Annotated in this window: 15 protein-coding genes; 10 read left to right on the forward strand and 5 right to left on the reverse strand. The window is 70.5% G+C overall.

Translation table 11 applies throughout. The features are described 5' to 3' along the window. The first annotated feature begins 574 nt into the window (after nt 1–574). From QWU11_RS20990 to QWU11_RS21010, 5 genes are all read left to right on the forward strand, one after another. Entirely contained in the window at nt 575–2,425 is a 1,851-nt protein-coding gene (locus tag QWU11_RS20990; RefSeq protein WP_290115766.1) for a glycoside hydrolase family 9 protein, read from the forward strand. Nucleotides 2,426–2,712: 287 nt separating this feature from the next. Then, nucleotides 2,713–3,804 (forward strand): substrate-binding domain-containing protein, encoded by a 1,092-nt coding sequence (locus tag QWU11_RS20995; protein ID WP_290115767.1) that lies wholly within the window; start codon nt 2,713–2,715, stop codon nt 3,802–3,804. Between the two features lie 77 nt (nt 3,805–3,881). After that, entirely contained in the window at nt 3,882–4,667 is a 786-nt protein-coding gene (locus QWU11_RS21000) for an ATP-binding cassette domain-containing protein (RefSeq protein ID WP_290115768.1), read from the forward strand. 10 nt (nt 4,668–4,677) lie between these two features. Beyond that, nucleotides 4,678–6,024, forward strand: a complete 1,347-nt coding sequence (locus QWU11_RS21005; protein WP_290115769.1) for an ABC transporter permease — start codon at nt 4,678–4,680, stop codon at nt 6,022–6,024. Between the two features lie 17 nt (nt 6,025–6,041). Then, entirely contained in the window at nt 6,042–7,247 is a 1,206-nt protein-coding gene (locus QWU11_RS21010) for an ROK family transcriptional regulator (protein ID WP_290115770.1), read from the forward strand. Between the two features lie 55 nt (nt 7,248–7,302). Here QWU11_RS21010 and QWU11_RS21015 read toward each other — a convergent pair whose 3' ends face one another. Both QWU11_RS21015 and QWU11_RS21020 read right to left on the reverse strand, forming a co-directional pair. Continuing rightward, nucleotides 7,303–7,809 carry a DUF1707 domain-containing protein gene (locus tag QWU11_RS21015; protein WP_290115771.1) on the reverse strand — a complete coding sequence of 169 codons (507 nt, stop codon included), beginning with the start codon at nt 7,807–7,809 and terminating at the stop codon, nt 7,303–7,305. A 20-nt stretch (nt 7,810–7,829) separates the two neighbouring features. Continuing rightward, nucleotides 7,830–8,420 carry a PadR family transcriptional regulator gene (locus tag QWU11_RS21020; RefSeq protein ID WP_290115772.1) on the reverse strand — a complete coding sequence of 197 codons (591 nt, stop codon included), beginning with the start codon at nt 8,418–8,420 and terminating at the stop codon, nt 7,830–7,832. Nucleotides 8,421–8,693: 273 nt separating this feature from the next. Between QWU11_RS21020 and QWU11_RS21025 the strand changes: the two genes are divergently transcribed. Both QWU11_RS21025 and mug read left to right on the forward strand, forming a co-directional pair. Beyond that, complete coding sequence (locus tag QWU11_RS21025) at nt 8,694–11,462, forward strand: aconitate hydratase (RefSeq protein ID WP_290115773.1); 2,769 nt, start codon at nt 8,694–8,696, stop codon at nt 11,460–11,462. Between the two features lie 133 nt (nt 11,463–11,595). Then, nucleotides 11,596–12,153, forward strand: a complete 558-nt coding sequence (gene mug, locus QWU11_RS21030; RefSeq protein WP_290115774.1) for a G/U mismatch-specific DNA glycosylase — start codon at nt 11,596–11,598, stop codon at nt 12,151–12,153. Here the strand turns inward: mug and idi are convergent. Beyond that, a complete protein-coding gene (gene idi / locus QWU11_RS21035; protein ID WP_290115775.1) occupies nt 12,143–12,733 on the reverse strand; it encodes an isopentenyl-diphosphate Delta-isomerase in 591 nt (196 codons plus the stop codon). The genes mug and idi overlap by 11 nt on opposite strands. Before the next feature lie 122 nt (nt 12,734–12,855). On the opposite strand from idi, the gene dxs reads away from it, so the two are divergent. From dxs to QWU11_RS21050, 3 genes are all read left to right on the forward strand, one after another. Continuing rightward, nucleotides 12,856–14,751: a 1-deoxy-D-xylulose-5-phosphate synthase gene (gene dxs / locus QWU11_RS21040; protein ID WP_290115776.1), complete on the forward strand. Its 1,896-nt coding sequence runs from the start codon at nt 12,856–12,858 to the stop codon at nt 14,749–14,751. A 97-nt stretch (nt 14,752–14,848) separates the two neighbouring features. Further along, nucleotides 14,849–16,309 (forward strand): amino acid permease, encoded by a 1,461-nt coding sequence (locus QWU11_RS21045; RefSeq protein ID WP_290115777.1) that lies wholly within the window; start codon nt 14,849–14,851, stop codon nt 16,307–16,309. 49 nt (nt 16,310–16,358) lie between these two features. Then, complete coding sequence (locus QWU11_RS21050) at nt 16,359–17,711, forward strand: FAD-dependent oxidoreductase (protein WP_290115778.1); 1,353 nt, start codon at nt 16,359–16,361, stop codon at nt 17,709–17,711. Nucleotides 17,712–17,749: 38 nt separating this feature from the next. Here QWU11_RS21050 and QWU11_RS21055 read toward each other — a convergent pair whose 3' ends face one another. Then, on the reverse strand, nt 17,750–19,831 hold the full coding sequence (locus QWU11_RS21055; protein WP_290115779.1) for a 3-hydroxyacyl-CoA dehydrogenase NAD-binding domain-containing protein: 2,082 nt from the start codon (nt 19,829–19,831) through the stop codon (nt 17,750–17,752). A gap of 90 nt (nt 19,832–19,921) precedes the next feature. Then, nucleotides 19,922–21,106, reverse strand: coding sequence for a thiolase family protein (locus QWU11_RS21060; protein ID WP_290115780.1), 1,185 nt, complete (start codon nt 21,104–21,106; stop codon nt 19,922–19,924). Nucleotide 21,107 lies beyond the last annotated feature (1 nt).

The following is a 21,107-nucleotide window of genomic DNA, read 5'->3' on the forward strand; positions in this document are numbered from 1 at the left end:
CCGCCTGGGCCGCTGGGCCAGACCGTACGGCCCGCGCCGGTGACCGGAACACCACGACCCGTCCCTCGCGCCAGACGGGCTTGAGCGTGCTCAGTGACGTCAGGGCGTCGACGACCTGGTCACGCATGAGCGGCACGTAGACGGTCCGGCCGTCCTTCAGGTCGACCCTCAAGAGCCTCCGGCGGCCGAACCACAACGTCTGCCACCGGTACCGGCGGCGGGCCACGGACGGATCAAGCCCGATCGCCGTGAGCGGCACCAACGGCGTCTTCGTCCTCGCGGCGCTCGCCGAGCCGGGGCGCACGCGAGGAGGCCGTCGGCCTGCACAGCACCGCCCTGACGGCCGTCTCCGCCTCTGTCACGGGCTTCCGCGTCGACGGGTGGGGCGTCCGCCGGTCGTTCGCCATCACGGGTCTGGCCGGCATCGGCCTGGTCACGTTCGCCGTTCCGCTCTGGCGGTGTGCCGCACGTCGTGAGGAGATGAGACCTTGACCGCTCGGAGCGGCTTCACTACTTTTTCACTGGTTAGGAAGCTTTCCTAACTTGGCTCGGGGCCGACAGACGGGGTACCGCCATGCGACTCGCAGCAGCCGCCGTGATCCTTCTCATCTCCACCGCAGGGGCCGCCTGCGGTGACGGCCGGGACGCCGCCTCCCAGAGCACCGCCAAGATCGCCGGCTTCATCCGCGTCGACCAGGTCGGCTACGCCGCGACCGAGACCAAGCAGGCCTACCTCATGACGACCGCCCCCGCCGCCGGCGCCCGGTTCACGGTCACCGACGCGCGCAGCGGGCGTACCGTGCTCGAAAAGACCGCCGGCCCGCGCCTCGGCTCGTGGAACTCCGCCTACCCCGACGTCTACGCCCTCGACCTCACCCGCCTGCGCCGCCCCGGCACGTACCGCGTCCGCGCCGCGGGCGACGTCTCGCCCCCGTTCCGCGTCGGCGGTACGGCGATGTTCCGCAGGCCCGCCGACGACGCGGCCGCCTTCTTCGGCACCCAGCGTGACGGCGCGGACGTGATCCCCGGCGAGCCGCGCCGCAGGCCCTCACACCTCAATGACCGTACGGCGAAGGTCTACGCCCGCCCGGCCTTCACCGGGTCCGACACCGACGAGATCGCCGGGAGCCTCACCAAGATCGGCGGTCCGGTCGACGTCGAGGGCGGCTGGTTCGACGCCGGCGATTTCCTGAAGTTCACCCACACCGCGGCCTTCGCCGACACGCTCCTGTGGGCCGCGCGCCGCGACGGCGGTCCCGACCCGCGCGTCGAGGCCGAGGCGCGGCACGGCCGGGACTGGCTCACCAAGATGTGGGACGGGAAGACGCTCTACCTCCAGGTGGGCATCGGCTCCGGCAACGCCAAGGGGACGTTCGTCGGCGACCACGACACCTGGCGGCTCCCCGAGCGGGACGACGCCGACCGGGCCAAAGGACATGAGTACCTCCGCAGCCGGCCCGTCTTCCGCGCCAACGCCCCCGGCAAGCCGATCAGCCCCAACCTCGCGGGCCGGGTGAGCGCGGCGTTCGCGCTCGCCGCCCAGGTGGAGGACCCGCGCCGGGCCCGTACGGACCTGGCCACCGCCGCGCGGATCTACGCGATGGCGAAGACCACCCACGTCGGGCGGCTCGACACCGGCCTGCCGCACGCCTTCTACCCCGAGGACGCCTGGCACGACGACATGGAGCTGGGCGGCGCCGAGCTCGCCCTGGCCGCGCGGCGCCTCGGCGACCCGCGGGCCGCGACCTGGCTGGACCAGGCGGCGAAGTGGGCCGGGCAGTACATCGCCCACGACTCCGGCAAGGACACCTTCAACCTCTACGACGTGAGCGCCCTCGCCCACGCCGACCTCGTACGCGCCGGCCGCGGACGGCTGAACACCGGGAAGCTGATCGCGGACCTGCGCGCCCAGCTGAACGCCGGAGCGAACAAGGCCGCCGCCGACCCGTTCCACGCCGGAGCGGTCTACACCGACTTCGACTCGGTGCCGCACGCCTTCGGGCTCGTCGCCACGGCACGCCTGTACGGCGCCGTGTCCGGCGACCGGCGCTATGACGCCTTCGCGACCGCGCAGCGCGGCTGGGTCCTCGGTGCGAACGCCTGGGGCACGTCCTTCATGGTGGGGGAGGGCACGGAGTTCGAGCGCTGCCCGCAGCACGTCGTCGCCAACCTGAGCGGTCTCGCGAACGGCGCGGTCGTCAACGGGCCCAACGGCACGCCGGTGTTCGAGGACGGCCTCGACGACTACCTGGACGGCATGAACCACTGCCCGCCGGACGGCGTGGACGCGAACGCCCGGTTCACCGGACACGGCAGCCGGTACGTCGACGACGTGCGCTCGTGGCAGACCTCCGAACCGGCCGACGACTTCACCGCGCTCGGTCTCTACGCCCTGACTCTGACCGCCGCCGGGGGAGGGCGTTGAGGGTCGCGGCCTGCACGGGCGTACGGCCCTCGCTGGGGTCCGTTCCGATGACTGTTCTGACTCACGTTGTCATAGGTACGGCCTGCGGAAACACCCGGACGACCTCCTTTCAGGCGGTGGTCACTTCGGGTCGCCGGGACGCTCCGTTGCGTTATGTGACGATCAGATTTCGATGTCGTAACCGTCCCATGTCTCCCCCTTTGGGGCCCTATACGCGGCAGCTCGCGAGGAATACGTTGTGCGCCCAAACAAAACTGTTTCCTGGGGAGCTTGGAGAAGGTGTCGACGTGAGATTGAAGCGCACGGCGTGTATCGCGGCGATCGCGGCCATGGCGACGACGGGTCTGGCGGCCTGTGGCAGTGGCGACGACGACAGCAGCAAGGGCGGCGGTTCCACCGGCGCGGCAAAGATCAAGGGCAAGGTCGGGGTCATCCTTCCCGACACCAAGTCCTCCGTTCGCTGGGAGAGCTTCGACCGTCCGGTCCTGACCGCGGCGTTCAAGCAGGCCGGCATCCCTGCCGACATCCAGAACGCCGAGGGTGACAAGCAGCGCATGCAGACCATCGCCGACCAGATGATCACGAACGGCGTGACCATCCTGGCGATCGTCAACCTCGACTCCAACTCCGGCGCGGCCATCGAGAGCAAGGCCAAGCAGCAGGGTGTCCAGACGATCGACTACGACCGTCTCACCCTCGGCGGCTCCGCCGACTACTACGTGTCCTTCGACGGTGTCGAGGTCGGCCGTACGCAGGGCGCCGGCCTGCAGAAGTGCCTCGGCGACAAGGCCTCGAACATCGTCTACCTCGACGGCTCGCCGACGGACAACAACGCCACCCTGTTCAAGCAGGGCGCGCACGAGGTCCTCGACAAGGTGACCAACTACAAGAAGGTCGCCGAGCAGGCCATCCCCGACTGGGACAACCAGAAGGCCGCGACGACCTTCGAGCAGATCTACACCCAGCAGAAGGGCAAGATCGACGGCGTCCTCGCCGCCAATGACGGCCTGGGCCAGGCCGCGATCTCGATCCTGAAGAAGAACAACGACAAGATCCCGGTCACCGGCCAGGACGCCACGCCGCAGGGTCTGCAGAACATCCTCGACGGCACCCAGTGCATGACGGTCTACAAGCCGAACAAGCAGGAGGCCGACAGCCTCGTCAGCGTCGTGACCGCGCTGGCCAAGGGCCAGAAGCCGCAGACGACCGCGACCGCCAACGACCCGGTCGGAAAGCGGAACGTGCCCTCGATCCTGCTCAAGCCGATCGGCATCTTCAAGGACAACGTCAAGGACGTCATCACCGACGGTGGCGTGAAGGCCTCCGACGTCTGCAAGGGTTCCTACGCCGCCAAGTGCACGGCAGCCGGAATCAAGTGACGTGAGTGGGGTGCCCGGGCCAATGTGCCCGGGCACCCCGTTCGCTTGGCTGGAGTCGTTTGAGGGAGTTGCAAGCGTTGTCTGAGAACGGAACCCCCGCCCTCGAGCTGGTGGGTATCAACAAGAGCTTCGGAGCCGTTCACGTGCTCCACGACGTCGATCTGGCCGTCTATCCCGGTCAGGTGACCGCGCTGATCGGCGACAACGGCGCGGGCAAGTCGACGCTCATCAAAAGCATCGCCGGGATCTACCCGGTGGACTCCGGCCGCATCCTCTTCGAGGGCAACGAAGTCCACATCGGCAGCCCGAAAGACGCCGCCGACCTCGGCATCGAGATCGTTTACCAGGATCTCGCCCTCGCCGACAACCTCGACATCGCGCAGAACATGTTCCTCGGCCGTGAGCGCAAGAGGGGCATCGTCCTGGACGAGGCGTCCATGGAACAAGCCGCACGCGACACTCTCGCGCGGCTCTCGGTGCGCACGGTCAGCTCGGTCCGCCAGCTCGTCGCGAGCCTGTCCGGTGGCCAGCGGCAGACGGTGGCGATCGCCAAGGCCGTGCTGTGGGAGTCGAAGGTGGTCGTGCTCGACGAGCCGACCGCCGCGCTGGGCGTCGCCCAGACCCGGCAGGTCCTGGACCTCGTCCGGCGCCTCGCCGAGACCGGCCACGGCGTCGTACTGGTATCGCACAACATGAACGACGTGTTCGAGGTCGCGGACCGGATCACCACCCTGTACCTCGGCCGTGTGGCCGCCGACGTCAAGCGTTCCGACGTCACCCACAGCCAGGTGGTCGAGCTCATGACCATGGGCCGTTCCGGTGATCTCGGCCTCGCGCCCTCGACCGCCGCCGAAAGCATCTGAGGTTCCCCGAATGTCCACCGAAACCCCCCGGCCGACCGACACGGCCGACACGGGCGACGCAGCCGGTACGGCCGACGAGACGGTCACCGACTCAGCCCCCGCGGCGCAGAGCATGGCCGGCTCCGACTTCTCCACCGACACGCGTACGCAGACGGTGTCGACGGCGATCGACGGCTACGTCGTCAAGCTGCGCTCCGGCGACCTCGGCGCGCTGCCCGCGATCTTCGGGCTCGTCGTCCTGATCATCTTGTTCTACGGGCTGCGCCCGGAGACCTTCCTCTCCAAGTTCAACCTCGCCAACCTGCTCGTGCAGGCGCTGCCGGTCACCATCCTCGCCATGGGCCTGGTGTTCGTGCTGCTGCTCGGCGAGATCGACCTGTCCGCCGGCGTCGCGAGCGGCGCCTGTGCCGCGGTGATGGCCAAGCTCATGGTCGACAGCGGCGTGAACTGGGTGCTCGCCGTGCTCGCGGCCGCCGCGACCGGCCTGCTCATCGGCCTGCTGATCGGCGCGCTCGTCGCCATCGTCCGCATTCCATCGTTCGTCGTGACACTGGCGTTGTTCCTCGGCCTGCAGGGCATCGCGCTGAAGCTGATCGGCGAGGGCGGCACCGTCCCGATCCACGACAAGGTCATCTACGCGCTGGCCAACAAGTACATGCCGGTCTGGCTGGGCTGGACCCTCGCGGTCGCCGTCGCGCTCCTCTACGCGGGCATCCAGCTCCTCCGCTGGCAGCGGCAGAACGCCAAGGGCCTGTCCCGCCGTCCGCTCGCCCTGGTCATGGTCCAGGTCGCGCTCGTCGCCGTCGCCCTCCTCGGCGGCGCGTACGTGCTGAACCTCAACCGGGCACGCACGCCGCTCGCGCCGTTCTTCGGCGGTGTGCCCTGGGGCGTGCCGCTCGTCGCGGTACTGCTGATCATCTGCACGTTCGTGCTGGGCCGCACGAGCTACGGACGGCACCTGTACGCCGTCGGTGGCAACGCCGAGGCCGCTCGCCGGGCCGGCATCAACGTGACCCGGCTCCGCATGTCCGTGTTCATGATCTGCTCCGTGCTGGCGGCGGTCAGCGGCATCGTCGCCGCCTCCCGCCTCAACTCGGTGACGCCGGACGCGGGCGCGGGCAACACGCTGCTGTACGCGGTCGGCGCCGCGGTCATCGGCGGTACGAGCCTGTTCGGCGGCAAGGGCAAGGCACGAGACGCGATCCTCGGTGGTCTCGTCATCGCGATCATCGACAACGGCCTGGGTCTGCTCGGTGCCAAGGCATACCTCAACTACCTGATCACCGGAGGCTTTCTGCTGCTCGCCGCGAGCATCGACGCGCTGGCCCGGCGTCGCCGCTCCGCGACCGGCCGCTGAACGCCGAGGGCGTTCTCGTGACGCGTCGGCGCATCCGCGGGTCGACTCAGGACGACGTTCGCCGGCACAACCTCGGGACGATCCTGACCGAGGTGCACCGGCACGGCTACCGCTCACGGGCCCTGCTCACCGCGGAGATGGGGCTGAACCGCAGCACCATCGGCGACCTGGTCGCCGAGCTGACGGAGGCCGGGCTCGTCCTGCAGCGCTCGGCGAGCGCCCAGGGACGGGCCGGCCGCCCGTCGCTCGAGGTGGTCCCGGTTCCCGAGGGCGCGTACGTGCTCGCCGTCGACCTCGGCGTGCGCCACCTGGCGGTGGCGCGCGTCGGGCTCGGCGGCGACGTGCTCGACCGCGTCGACGTGGAGTCCGGGCGCGACTGGAGCGACCTGGACATCACCGTCGAGGCGATCGCCGACACGTGCCGGCGGCTGCGCCTGGCCGCGCCGGACGGCTCACGCTGCGTCGGCGTGGGCCTTTCGGTACCGGGCGTCGTACGGCACGAGGACGGCCTCCTGCGGTTCGCCCCGAACCTCGGCTGGATCGACCTGCCGCTCGGCGCCCGGCTGAGCGAACGGCTCGACCTGCCGGCGGTGATCGCCAACGACGCCGACCTGGGCGCGCTCGCCGAACACTGGCGCGGCGTCGCGGTCGGATACGAACACGTCGTCGTGGTCTCGGGCGAGATCGGCATCGGCGGCGGGATCCTGGTCGGCGGCCGTCCGCTGCGTGGCCGGGGCGGGTACGCGGGTGAGATCGGCCATCTGCGGGTGAACCCGGACGGGCGGCCCTGCCTCTGCGGCTCGTCCGGCTGCCTGGAGACCGAGATCGGCGCGGACGCCCTGCTGCGCGCGGCCGGCCGGCCGCAGGGCAGCGGCATGGACGCCTACCGTGACGTCCTGTCCCAGGTGGCGGCGGGGGACGAGGACTCGATCGCCGCGGCCGCCCAGGTCGCCCGCTGGCTGGGCGTCGGAGTCGGCATCCTGGTGAACACCTTCAACCCGGACATCGTCATCCTCGGCGGCCCGCTGGGCGAGCTGTACCTGGCGACGAAGGACATCGTGGAAGAGGCCGCCGCGCAGTCGTCCCTGGTGGCCCCACGCGAACAGGTACGCCTGGCCGCCTCGGCCCTGGGCCCGGACGCCCAGATCGTCGGCGCCGCCGAACTGGCCTTCGAGCCGCTGCTCGAAGACCCGATCGGCACCCTGACCCGCCGCGCCGCCTGACCACCGCGCCGCGCGTGACCGGCTTCCGCGTGATCACGACCCTGTGGCCCCCGGCCTATCGGCGGGCGGCGAGGGACGCGTGGTGGCGGCGTAGGCGGCGCACGCCGGTGAAGGCGGCCGTGAACCACACGACGGCGAGCAGCGGGAAGATCATCCACCAGCCGGTGAACGCCGCGAGGACCAGCGCGACCAGCAGGAGCGGTCCGAAGCGCCACCGAGGCGGACCCCAGTGGCCGTGCGGCCAGGGCGACGGGCCCCGGCCGGCCGCGTCCATCTCCCACCGGCCCCGGCCCAGGTGAGCGGCGCCCCGCGGACCCCGCCCCCAGTGGGCCGCCCCGAGCTCCCACGGATCCCGCCCCCCGCCGGCCGGCCGTTCCAGGGCGGGACCGGGCAGGTCGCGCGTCACCTCCCGCAGGTCGCCGGCGGTTCGCGCCGACAACGTCGCCGTCAGGCGTTCGTCCAGCTCGTCGCGGGTGAGCCGGCCCTGCACGAAGTGCTCGTGCAGGGCCGTCGTCACCTCGTCGCGTTCCGCGTCGCCGACGCGGAGCTGCTCGGTGTTCATCGCTCAACGACTCCCGGGTTCTACTCGTCCTCGGCGAGCAGCTGGTACAGCCGCCGCCGCGTCTCCGACAGGATCTCCTTGGCCTGGGCGACCTGTTCCTCGCTGCCGGTCTGGACGATCTGCATGACCGCCGCCCCGGTACGGCCGGCGGTTCCGAACAGCTCGCGCACGTCGTCGCGTACGTCCGAGGTCATCGCCTCCCACGGGGCGTTCACCTCGTCCTGGTGCGCGTCCACGTAGGCACGGCCGGACTCCGAAAGCCGGAAGGTACGGCGACCCTCGTTCTCCTCGGCCTCGATGAGGCCCTCGTCGGTGAGCTGCTGCAGCGCCGGGTACACGGCTCCGGGACTCGGCCGCCACTCGCCTCCGCTGCGTTCCTCGATCTCCTGGATCAGCTGGTAGCCGTTGCGCGGTTCGTCGGTGAGCAGCGCGAGGATCGCCGCCCGTACGTCTCCGCGGCGGGCCTTGGAACGGCCGGCCACCCACGGCGGTGGACCGCCGAAAGGGCCGAAGCCGGGGACGCCGGGGAAGCCCCACGGGCCCCCGCGGCGGCCGTGACCGCCTCTGCGGCCGCCGCGCGGCCGCCCTGGTGCGTCGAAATTCGTACGCATGTTCTTTCTCCCTTCTGAGATCGCTCTCAGATCAGTTGCGATACACCAACGATATATCGGAAGCGTTCGTTGTCAAGGCTAGGGAAAGTAGCTTGATGTCGAGATAACTCGTGGTACCTTGATGTCGAGACAAATCGGCGGGGAAGTTAGGTGAGCCTCAGTGCTCGCGGCCGAGCCCCCTAGGGGCAGAATTCGGACGTAAAACCATCAGACCCCCGCGCCCGGCTTACTGAGGGGACCGCGCTCGTCGAGCGCGTATGAGGAGGAGACGACTTGGACAGCTTCGGAAGCCGACAGACGCTACGCGTCGGCGACGCGGCCTATGAGATCTTCCGGCTGGACGCCGTCGAGGGTTCGGCACGCCTCCCGTACAGCCTCAAGGTCCTGCTGGAGAACCTCCTGCGTACGGAGGACGGCGCCAACATCACCGCCGACCACATCCGCGCGCTGGCCGGCTGGGACTCCCAGGCGCAGCCCGCCCAGGAGATCCAGTTCACGCCCGCCCGCGTGATCATGCAGGACTTCACCGGCGTGCCCTGCGTCGTGGACCTCGCCACGATGCGTGAGGCCGTCCGCGACCTCGGCGGCGACCCGGAGAGGGTCAACCCGCTCAACCCTGCCGAGATGGTCATCGACCACTCCGTGCAGGTGGACGTCTTCGGCCGCGAGGACGCCTTCGAGCGCAACGTGGAGTTCGAGTACGGCCGCAACCGCGAGCGCTACCAGTTCCTCAAGTGGGGCCAGCAGGGCTTCGACAACTTCAAGGTCGTGCCGCCCGGCACCGGCATCGTGCACCAGGTGAACATCGAGCACCTGGCCCGCGTGGTCTTCGGTAAGGACGGCGCCAACGAGTCCATCGCCTACCCCGACACCTGCGTCGGCACCGACTCCCACACCACCATGCAGAACGGCCTGGGCGTGCTGGGCTGGGGCGTCGGCGGCATCGAGGCCGAGGCCGCCATGCTCGGCCAGCCGATCTCGATGCTCATCCCGCGCGTCGTCGGCTTCCGGCTGACCGGCGAGCTGCCGGCCGGCACCACCGCCACCGACCTCGTGCTCACCATCACCGAGATGCTGCGCGAGCACGGCGTCGTCGGCAAGTTCGTGGAGTTCTACGGCGAGGGCGTCGGCGCGGTGCCGCTGGCCAACCGCGCCACCATCGGCAACATGAGCCCGGAGTTCGGCTCCACCTGCGCGATCTTCCCGATCGACGGCGAGACCGTGAAGTACCTCGAGCTCACCGGCCGCCCGGCCGAGCAGGTCGCGCTGGTCGAGGCGTACGCCAAGGAGCAGGGCCTGTGGCACGACCCGGCCCACGAGGCGGAGTACTCCGAGTACATCGAGCTCGACCTGTCCACCGTGGTGCCCTCGATCGCCGGTCCCAAGCGCCCGCAGGACCGCATCGCGCTGTCGGACGCCAAGCCGGCCTGGCGCACCGCGGTCCGCGACTACGTCGCCGACGACAGCGTGCGCGGCCCGCTGGACGAGGCCACCGCCGAGTCCTTCCCGGCCTCGGACTCCCCGGCCGTCGGCCACAACGGCAACGGTGACAAGCCGGCCGAACCCGCGACCTCGCCCGCCACCGGCCGGCCCAGCAACCCGGTCACCGTCAGCCTGGACGGCGCCGAGTTCGAGCTGGACCACGGCGCCGTGGTGATCGCCGCGATCACCTCCTGCACCAACACCTCCAACCCCTCGGTCATGATCGCCGCGGCGCTGCTCGCCAAGAAGGCGGTCGAGCGCGGCCTGACCCGCAAGCCGTGGGTGAAGACCTCCCTGGCCCCGGGCTCCAAGGTCGTCATGGACTACTACGACCGCGCGGGCCTCACGCCGTACCTGGAGAAGCTCGGCTTCAACCTCGTCGGCTACGGCTGCACGACCTGCATCGGCAACTCCGGCCCGCTCCACGAAGAAATAAGCGAGGCGATCAGTGCGAATAACCTGGCCGTCGCCGCGGTGCTGTCCGGCAACCGCAACTTCGAGGGCCGGATCAACCCCGACATCAAGATGAACTACCTGGCATCGCCGCCGCTCGTCGTCGCGTACGCCCTGGCGGGCTCGATGGACGTCGACGTGGCGGGCGGCCCGCTGGGCACCGGGTCCGACGGTGAGCCGGTCTACCTCGCCGACATCTGGCCGTCGCCGCAGGAGGTCGAGGAGGTCGTCGAGTTCGCGATCGCGCAGGAGATGTTCACCCGCGACTACGCCGACGTGTTCGCCGGCGAGCAGCGCTGGCAGGCTCTGCCGGTGCCGAGCGGCAACACCTTCGAATGGGGCGACGACTCGACGTACGTCCGCAAGGCACCGTACTTCGAGGGCATGGGCGAGCGGCCGGAGCCGGTCACCGACATCAGCGGCGCCAGGGTCCTCGCGCTGCTGGGCGACTCGGTCACCACCGACCACATCTCACCCGCCGGCGCGATCAAGGCCGACAGCCCGGCCGGGCGCTACCTCACCGAGCACGGCGTCGAGCGCCGCGACTTCAACTCCTACGGTTCCCGGCGGGGCAACCACGAGGTGATGATCCGCGGCACGTTCGCCAACATCCGGCTGCGCAACCTGCTGGCCCCCGGCACCGAGGGCGGAGTCACGGTCAAGGACGGCGAGGAGCTGTCCATCTACGACGCCGCGGAGGCGTACGCGGCCGAGAACACCCCGCTGATCGTGCTGGGCGGCAAGGAGTACGGCTCGGGTTCGTCGCGCGACTGGGCCGCCAAGGGCACCAGCCTGCTGGGCGTACGCGCCGTGCTGGTCGAGTCGTTCGAGCGCATCCACCGCTCGAACCTCATCGGCATGGGCGTCCTGCCACTGCAGTTCAAGGCGGGCGAGTCGGCCGAGTCGCTCGGGCTGACCGGCCAGGAGACGTTCGACATCGTCGGCGTCGAGGCCATGAACGACGGCGACGTCCCCGCCGAGGTCACGGTCCGGGCCGACGACAAGGAGTTCCGGGCGATCGTCCGCATCGACACCCCGGGCGAGGGCGACTACTACCGCCACGGCGGCATCATGCAGTACGTCCTGCGCTCCCTGCTGAAGAAGTAGCGGTAGCGGGGTCGCCTCCCACCCCCGGGAGGCGACCCCGGCCATCGCCCAGAGTAATGTGACGACGACCAATAGTAATATGCGGGCCATGCCCGGTTCATCGAAGCCCAAGGCTCACGAGATACCGTGCCGTATGGCGTCACGACCCACGGCAGCCGAGATCGCGGCCGCGAAGGACCGTACGATCCCCGACGTCGTGCCTCCACACGGCGGTGTGCTGCTCTGCGGCATCAATCCCGGCCTCTACTCCGCGGCGACCGGCTGGCACTTCGCGCGGCCGGGCAACCGGTTCTGGCCGGTGCTGCACCGGTCCGGCTTCACCGACCGGCGCCTCCACCCCTCCGAGCAGGACCTGCTGCCCTCCTTCGGGCTCGGCATCACCAACCTCGCCGCTCGCGCCACCGCGCAGGCGGCAGAGCTGACCGCCGGGGAGCTGGCCGAGGGCGGCGCGCTGCTGGAGGCGTTCGTCGAGCGCCACGCCCCGCGTGTGGTCGCGGTCCTCGGCGTGACCGCCTACCGCACGGCCTTCGGCCGGCCGAAGGCGCGGATCGGCCCGCAGGAGGCCGGCCTGGGCGGGGCCCGGCTGTGGATCCTGCCCAACCCCTCGGGGCTGAACGCCCACTACACCGCGGAGACCCTCGCCGAGGAGTTCGCCGCGGTGCGTACGGCGTCCGCCGAGGTCACCACGTGATGGCGGGCGGCAGCAGGCCGGGCGCGGCGGCCGGCCAGTCGGCCGGGTGGCCCAGCGGCGCGAGCTGCTCCATCTGGGAGCGGAACCACGGGGAGGCGGACGGGTGAGCGGTCAACGCGACGCAGTCGTCCCACTCGCGCCACTCGGCCGCCGCCACCTCCTCCGGGTCGAGCCGCAGCTCGCCGCGCGCGGTGGCGCGGACCACCGGGCACAGCTCGTACTCCACGACCCCGTTGGCCGCCGTGGCGCGATAGCGGAACTCCGGCAGTACGAGTGTCGGCTCCTCCGCCCGGAGGCCCACCTCGTCCGGCACACGGCGCCGTACGGCCTCCCGCAGGCCCTCCCCGGGCGCCGGGTGACCGCAGCAGCTGTTGGTCCACACCGACGGGAACGACGCCTTGCCGTGTGCCCGCTGCGTGATCAGGACCCGGCCGGACTCGTCCGTGAGATAGCACGAGAAGGCCAGGTGGAGAGGGGTGTCACCGTGGTGACTAGGAGCCTTGGGCGCCGTGCCGATCGCCCGCCCGCCCTCGTCGAGCAGCACGATGAGTTCCTGGTTCATCACTCTCTGTTCACTCATTCCAGCCTTTATAGCGGGTCGTCACACCGCGCCACACGAACTTTCACCATGACGGGCCGCGTCCCACTGGTCACGAGCACCACTTAAAATCGGCATCCGTAGAAGACGAGGAGATGACCCGAGTGACCCTACTTGAGTCGATTAAACGGCCTGATGACCTCACGAGCCTGGATCAGGGGCAACTGACCCAGCTCGCCGGCGAGATCCGCGACTTCCTCGTCGCGGTCGTGTCGAAGAACGGCGGTCACCTCGGGCCCAACCTCGGCGCGGTGGAGCTCACGATCGCCATGCACCGGGTCTTCGACTCGCCGCGGGACCGGATCCTCTTCGACACCGGCCACCAGGCGTACGTCCACAAGCTGCTCACCGGGCGGCACGACTTCGGCATGCTGCGCCAGCGGGGCGGCCTGTCCGGCTACCCGAGCCAGGCCGAGTCCGAGCACGACGTGATCGAGAACTCCCACGCCTCCACCGCCCTGTCGTACGCCGACGGGCTCGCCAAGGCGTTCCAGCTGCGCGGCGAGGGCGAGCGGTTCGTCGTGCCGTTCATCGGCGACGGCGCGCTCACCGGCGGCATGGCCTGGGAGGCGCTGAACAACATCGCCGCCGGCAAGGACCGTCGTGTGGTCATCGTCGTCAACGACAACGGCCGGTCCTACTCCCCGACGATCGGGGGCCTGGCCAGCCACCTCGCGGACCTGCGCATGACCCGCGGGTACGAGCACGCGCTCGACCTGATCAAGCGCACGGTGCCGCGGGCGCCGGTCGTGGGCGGGATGGCCTATGACGCGCTGCACGGCATCAAGAAGGGCATCAAGGACATCCTGCAGCCGCAGGCGATGTTCGAGGACCTCGGCCTGAAGTACATGGGCCCGATCGACGGCCACGACGAGGCGGCCGTGGAGCACGCGCTCCGCAAGGCCAGGGCGTTCGGCGGCCCGGTCATCGTGCACTGCATGACCAAGAAGGGGTACGGCTACCCTCCGGCCGAGAACGACGAGGAGGAGGCCTTCCACTCCCCGGGCCTGTTCGATCCGGCCACCGGCCGCAAGATCGCCAAGGCGGGCGGCCCGAGCTGGACCAAGACCTTCAGCGACGAGCTCGTACGCCTCGGCGCCGAGCGCCCCGACATCGTGGCCATCACCGCCGCGATGCTGCACCCGACCGGGCTCGCCTCCTTCGCCGAGGTGTACCCCGAGCGGACCTACGACGTCGGCATCGCCGAACAGCACGCCCTGACCTCCGCGGCGGGCCTGGCCATCGGCGGCATGCACCCGGTCGTGGCCGTGTACGCCACCTTCCTCAACCGCGCCTTCGACCAGCTGCTGATGGACGTCGCGCTGCACAAGCTGCCCGTCACCGTCGTGCTCGACCGCGCGGGTGTCACCGGCGACGACGGCGCGAGCCACAACGGCATGTGGGACCTGTCGATCCTGCAGGTCATCCCGGGGCTGCGGGCCGCCGCGCCGCGTGACGGCTCCCAGCTCAAGGAGCAGCTCCGCGAGGCCGTCGCGGTCACCGACGGCCCGACGGTCGTGCGGTTCCCCAAGGGCCCGGTGGGCGACGACATCGAGGCGGTCGAGCGCGTCGGCGGCGTCGACATCCTGCTGCGCTCCGAGGACAACGACGTGCTGCTCGTCGCCGCCGGTTCGATGGCGGGCACGGCCGTCGAGGCCGCCAAGCTCATCGGCGCGCACGGCATCGGCGTCACCGTGGTCGACCCGCGCTGGATCAAGCCGCTCGACGAGAAGCTCGTCGGCCTGGCCGCCGAGCACCGCCTCGTCGCGGTGGTGGAGGACAACAGCAGGGTCGGCGGCGTGGGCGACGCGGTGGCCCGGCTGCTGCGCGACGGCGACGTCGACGTGCCGGTCCGCACGTTCGGCATCCCGCAGGCGTTCCTCGACCACGCCAAGCGCGCGCAGATCCTGGCCGACATCGGGCTGACGCCGCAGGGGCTGGCCCGCGACATCACGGCGGTCATCGCCCGCGACTCGGTGCTGGAGCCCTCTGAGCAGTAGACCCGAGTAAGGCGGCGGCCGGTGAAAAAAGGCGAGCATTACGTTTTGTTTGCCTTCTCGTGGTGATCCTCTGGTCACACACCGAACGAGGATCACGATGAGCATCTTCCGCACCAAGTCGGTCGAGAGGTCGATTCGCGAGACCGACGATCCAGACAACAAGCTGCGCCGCGACCTCAGCGCACTCGATCTGACCGTCTTCGGCGTCGGCGTCATCGTCGGCACCGGCATCTTCGTGCTCACGGGCAACGTGGCCAAGGAGAACGCCGGGCCGGCGGTGGCGCTGTCGTTCGTGGCCGCCGGCATCGCGTGCGCGCTCGCCGCGCTCTGTTACGCCGAGTTCGCCTCCACGGTTCCGGTGGCCGGCTCGGCGTACACCTTCTCCTACGCCACGATCGGCGAGCTCCCGGCCTGGATCATCGGCTGGGACCTCATGCTGGAGCTGGCCCTCGGCGCCGCGACGGTCGCGGTCGGCTGGTCGGGCTACGCGAAGATCCTGCTCGATGACATGGGCATACATCTGCCGTCCTCGATCGCGGGGGAGGACGCCACGTTCAACGTGCCCGCGATGCTGGTCGTCCTGGCCGTCACCGCGCTGCTGGTGTTCGGCGTGAAGGTCTCCTCGCGCGTGAACGCCGTGATCGTCGCCATCAAGATCGCGGTGGTCCTGCTCGTCATCATCGCCGGGCTGTTCTTCATCAAGGGCGGGAACTACCACCCGTTCGTCCCGAAGGCGACCCCCACTCCGGACTCGCACGGCGGAGAGGCCCCGCTCATCCAGGTGCTCTTCGGCTACACCCCGTCGACGTTCGGCTGGGGCGGCATCATCGCCGGCGCCGCGATCGTCTTCTTCGCCTTCATCGGCTTCGACGTCGTGGCCACCGCCGCGGAGGAGACCAAGAAGCCCAAGCGTGACCTGCCCATCGGCATCATCGCCTCGCTGCTGGTCTGCACCGTCCTCTACGTCGCGGTCTCCCTCGTCGTCACGGGTATGCAGAACTACAAGCACCTGAGCACGGACGCGCCGCTGGCCGAGGCGTTCAAGTCGGTCGGCCATCCGGCCTTCGCCACGATCATCAGCGTCGGCGCGCTGGCCGGCCTGACCACGGTCGTCCTCATCTTGATGCTCGGCCAGAGCCGGGTCTTCTTCGCGATGAGCCGTGACGGGCTGCTGCCGTCCTGGCTGGCGCAGGTGCATCCGAAGTACGGCACCCCGTACCGCGTGACGATCATCATCGGCGTCGTCGTCGCCCTCATCGCCGGGCTCGTCCCGCTGTCGGCGCTCGCCGAGCTCGTCAACATCGGCACGCTCTTCGCGTTCATCGTCGTCTCGGTCGGCGTCATGATCCTGCGCCGCACCCACCCGGACCTGCCGCGCTCGTTCCGGGTGCCCGCCTCGCCCGTGGTGCCGATCCTCGCGGTGCTGGCGTGCGGCTACCTGATGCTCAACCTGCCGGTCGAGACCTGGCTGCGGTTCGTCATCTGGATGCTCATCGGCTTCGTCGTCTACTTCCTTTACGGCCGCCGCAACAGCAAGGTCGGCAAGTCCGTGGACTGACCACCATCGGGCATGGGAAAACGGGCCGGGTTCTGGGCACAATGACGGCGTGGCGGACGCATCTGCTCTTCGCGTGGCGGTCATCGGCTCAGGCCCGGCGGGCATCTACGCCGCCGAGGCCCTGGTCAAGCAGGCCGGGGGCGCGGCGCGGGTCGACATCTTCGACCGGCTGCCGACGCCGTACGGCCTGGTCCGGTACGGCGTCGCACCCGATCACACGTCGATCAAGTCGATCGCGGGTTACCTCCAGCGCGTGCTGGAGCACCCGGACGTGCGCTTCCTCGGCGGCGTGGATTTCGGCAAGGACGTCACCCGCGAGACGCTGCTGGAGTGCTACGACGCGGTGATCTACGCCACCGGGGCGATGGTCGACCGGCGCCTGGGCATCCCGGGGGAGGACCTCGTCGGCAGCGTCGCCGCGACCGACTTCGTCAACTGGTACTGCGGCCACCCCGACGCGCACGGCCTCGACGTCGACCTGTCGGCGGACGCCGTGGCCGTGATCGGGGTCGGCAACGTCGCCGTCGACGTCGTGCGCGTCCTCGCCAAGACCGCCGAGGAACTACGCGCCACGGACGTGCCGGACGAGGTCCTGACCCTGCTCGGCGGCAGCGGCGTGCGCCGCATCCACATGATCGGGCGGCGCGGCCCGGCCCAGGCCAAGTTCACGACGAAGGAGCTGCGCGAGCTGGGCGCGCTGCCGGGCGCCGAGGTGCACGTACGCACCGAGGACATGCGCCTCGACCCCGCCAGCGCCGCGCTGGCCGAGACCGACCGCCACGTACGCGCGAACGTCAAGGTCATGAACGACTGGGCCGCGCGCCCGGCCGGCGACCTGCCGCGCCGTCTCGACGTGCGTTTCTGGCTGCGCCCGGTGGAGATCCTGGGCACCGGCCGGGTCGAGGGCCTGCGGCTGGAGCACACCGCGCTGAACGACGAGGGCCGCGTCGTGGGCACGGGCGAGTACGAGACGCTGCCCGTACGCATGGTGCTGAGGTCGGTGGGATACCAGAGCGTGCCGTTGCCGGGAGTGCCGTTCGACCCGGGGGCGTACGTCGTCCCGAACGCGGGCGGCCGGGTGCTGGACGAGGACGGCGGGGCACTGCCGGGGGAGTACGTCGCGGGCTGGATCAAGCGGGGCCCGACGGGCGTGATCGGCACGAACAAGGCCGACGCGGCCGAGACGGTCCGCGCGCTGCTCGCCGACCTGACCGGCCGCGCCGAGGAACGCCCGTCGATCGAGACGCTGCTGGAGTCCCGTGGCGTACGAGTCGTGACGTACGACGACTGGCTCGGCATCGACGCGGGCGAGGCCGAACTCGCCCGCTCCCTGGGCCGCGGCGAACGCGTCAAACTGGCCGGCTGGGAGGCCCTCCGCCGCGCCTACGGCCACGAGGGCTGACCGCTCCCCGGCGCAGGCCACCGGGGAGCGATCAGCCGTCACGCCGGTGAGGCGGCTCCGCGGTCGAGGAAGCGGGAGCCGGTCACGCGCTCCGCGACGCCCGTACGGTCCAGGTACGGCGTCACGCCGCCCAGGTGGAACGGCCAGCCCGCACCCAGGATCATGCACAGGTCGATGTCCTCCGGGGCCGCCACGACGCCCTCGTCGAGCATCAGCCGGATCTCCTGGGCGAGGGCGTCGAGCGCCCGCGTCAGGACCTCCTCCTCGGCGGACGGCGACGTGCCGCCGGAGAAGATCTCCACGGCCTCAGGGTCGAAGGTGAAGTCCGGCAGGTAGACGCCCGGCTTGCCGGCCGCGACCAGTTTCGCCAGCCTGCCCGACAGCGGGAAGCGGTCCGGGAACGCCTCGTGCAGCGTCTCGCCCACGTGCAGCGCGATCGCCGGGCCGACCAGGCCCATCAGCACGAACGGCGGCATCGGCAGGCCCAGTGGCGCGACGGCGCGTTCGGCCACCTCGATCGGGGTGCCCTCCTCGACCGTCTGGACGATCTCGCCGAGCATCCGCAGCAGCACCCGGTTGACCACGAACGCCGGGGCGTCCTTGACCAGTACGCACGACTTCTTGAGCGCCTTGCCCGTGGCGAACGCCGTGGCCAGGGTCGCGTCGTCGGTCCGCTCGCCTCGTACGATCTCCAGCAGCGGCAGCACCGCGACCGGGTTGAAGAAGTGGAAGCCCACCACCCGCTCGGGGTGGCGCAGCTTGGCCGCCATCTCCGACACCGACAGCGACGAGGTGTTGGTCGCCAGCACGCAGGTCGGCGAGACCACCTCCTCCACCTCGGCGAAGACCTGCTGCTTGACGCCCATCTCCTCGAACACGGCCTCGATGACGAAGTCCGCGTCCGCGAACGCCTCCTTCGTCAGCGACCCGGTGACGAGGGTCTTCAGCCGCGACGCCTCGTCGGGTGAGACGCGGCCCTTGCTCAGCAGCTTGCCGACCTCGGCGTGCACGTACGCCACGCCCTTGTCCAGGCGCGCCTGGTCCAGGTCGGTCAGCACGACGGGTACGCCGAGGCGGCGGGCGAACAGCAGGCCGAGCTGGGAGGCCATCAGGCCCGCCCCGACCACGCCGACCTTCGTGATGGGCCGGGCCAGCGACGTGTCCGGCGCCCCGGCCGGCCGCTTGGCGCGCTTCTGCACCAGGTCGAAGGCGTACAGCCCCGACCGCAGCTCCTCGCTCATGATCAGGTCGGCGAGCGCCTCGTCCTCGGCCGCGAAACCCTCGTCGCGCGTGCGGTCCTTCGCCGCCGCGACCAGGTCAAGGGCACGGAGAGGAGCGGGCGCCGCGCCGTGCAGCTTGCCCTCGGCGAGCCACCGGGCCCGCCCGACCGCCTCGTCCCAGGCCGCGCCCGTGTCCACCGGCGTACGGTCCACGGTCTCCGCGCCGGTCAGCACGCGTGCGGCCCAGCGCAGCGACTCCTCCAGGAAGTCGGCCGGCTCGAACATCGCGTCCGCGATGCCCAGCTCATACGCCTGCGGCCCGCGCAGCATCTTGTTCTGGTTCAGCGGGTTCTCGACGATGACCTTGAGGGCCTTCTCGGCGCCGATCAGGCGTGGCAGCAGGTAAGTGCCGCCCCAGCCCGGCACCAGCCCCAGGAAGCACTCCGGCAGCGCCACCGCGGGCACGCCCGAGGAGATCGTCCGGTACGCGCAGTGCAGCGCCACCTCGACCCCGCCGCCCATCGCCGCGCCGTTCACGAACGCGAACGAGGGGACCGGCAGCTCGCCCAGCCGGCGGAACACGTCGTGCCCCAGCCGTGCGATCTCCAGGCCCTGCTCGCGGTCGGTGATCAGCGGTACGCCGTTCAGGTCGGCGCCGACCGCGAAGATGAACGGCTTGCCGGTCACGCCCACCGCGACGAGGTCGTCGCGCGCCGCGATCGAGTCCATGGCGGTGTTCAGAGCCGTCAGCCCGCCGGGACCGAAGGTGTTCGGCTTGGTGTGGTCGAAGCCGTTGTCGAGCGTGATCAGCGCCATGGTGCCCGCGCCGTACGGCAGCTCGACGTCCCGTGCGTGCGCCTGCGTCACGACCTCGTCGGAAAAGACCTCAGTGATGGCCATCGCACTGCCTCCGTATCGAAGAGTCGCTCGCGTTCCTCACGCGACCACTCCGCTCGCTCGTCACACTCGCTCCCTGCTCATAGGTCTTCGTCACACTCGCTCCCACAGAACGGTTCCGCCCATTCCCATCCCCACGCACATCGTCGTGAGGCCGAAGCGGACGTCCGGCCGCTCGGCGAACTGGCGCGCGAGCTGCGTCATCAGCCGTACGCCCGAGGAGGCCAGGGGGTGGCCGATGGCGATCGCGCCGCCCCAGGGGTTCACCCGGGCGTCGTCGTCGGCGATCTTGAAGTGGTCGAGGAACGCCAGCACCTGCACGGCGAACGCCTCGTTGATCTCGATCAGCCCGATGTCGTCCATGGTCAGCGAGTTGCGCGCGAGGAGCCGCTCGGTGGCCGGCACCGGCCCGATGCCCATCACCTCGGGCTCGACGCCCGCGAAGGAGTAGTCGACCAGCCGCATCCGGGCCGGCAGGCTCAGCTCGGCGGCGACGTCCTCGGCCGCGACGATGCAGCCGGTCGCGCCGTCGTTGAGGCCCGCGGCGTTGCCCGCCGTCACGTTGCCGTGCGGGCGGAACGGCGTCTTCAATCCGGCGAGGTTCTCCATCGTCGTGCCGGGACGCGGCGGCTCGTCGCTCGTCGCGAGGCCGTACCCCTTCTCGGCCGACCGCGTCGCCATCGGCACCAGGTCCTGCTGGAACCGCCCGGCCTCGTACGCGTCGGCCACCTTCTGCTGGCTGCGCACGGCGTACGCGTCGGCGCGCTCCTTGGTGATCTGCGGGTACCGATCGTGCAGATTCTCCGCGGTCATCCCCATGACCAGCGCGGAACCGTCGACGAGCTTCTCCGACAGGAACCTGGGGTTGGGGTCGACGCCCTCGCCCATCGGGTGGCGGCCCATGTGCTCGACGCCACCGGCGATGGCGACGTCGTACGCGCCGAAGGCGATGCCGCCGGCGACGTTGGTCACCGCGGTCATCGCGCCGGCGCACATCCGGTCGATGGCGTAGCCCGGAACGCTCTTGGGCAGCCCGGCCAGCACGGCGGCGGACCGGCCGATGGTCAGGCCCTGGTCGCCGATCTGGGTGGTCGCCGCGATGGCGACCTCGTCGATGCGCTCGGCGGGCAGCGAGGGGTTGCGCCGCCGCAGTTCACGGATCACCCGGACGACGAGGTCGTCGGCACGGGTCTCGGCGTACAGCCCCTTGGGGCCGGCCTTGCCGAACGGCGTGCGTACGCCGTCGACGAAGACCACGTCACGCGCGGTACGAGGCACG

Origin of the sequence: Actinomadura sp. DC4 (assembly GCF_030406325.1) — a bacterium.
In the GTDB taxonomy this organism is placed as follows: domain Bacteria; phylum Actinomycetota; class Actinomycetes; order Streptosporangiales; family Streptosporangiaceae; genus Actinoallomurus.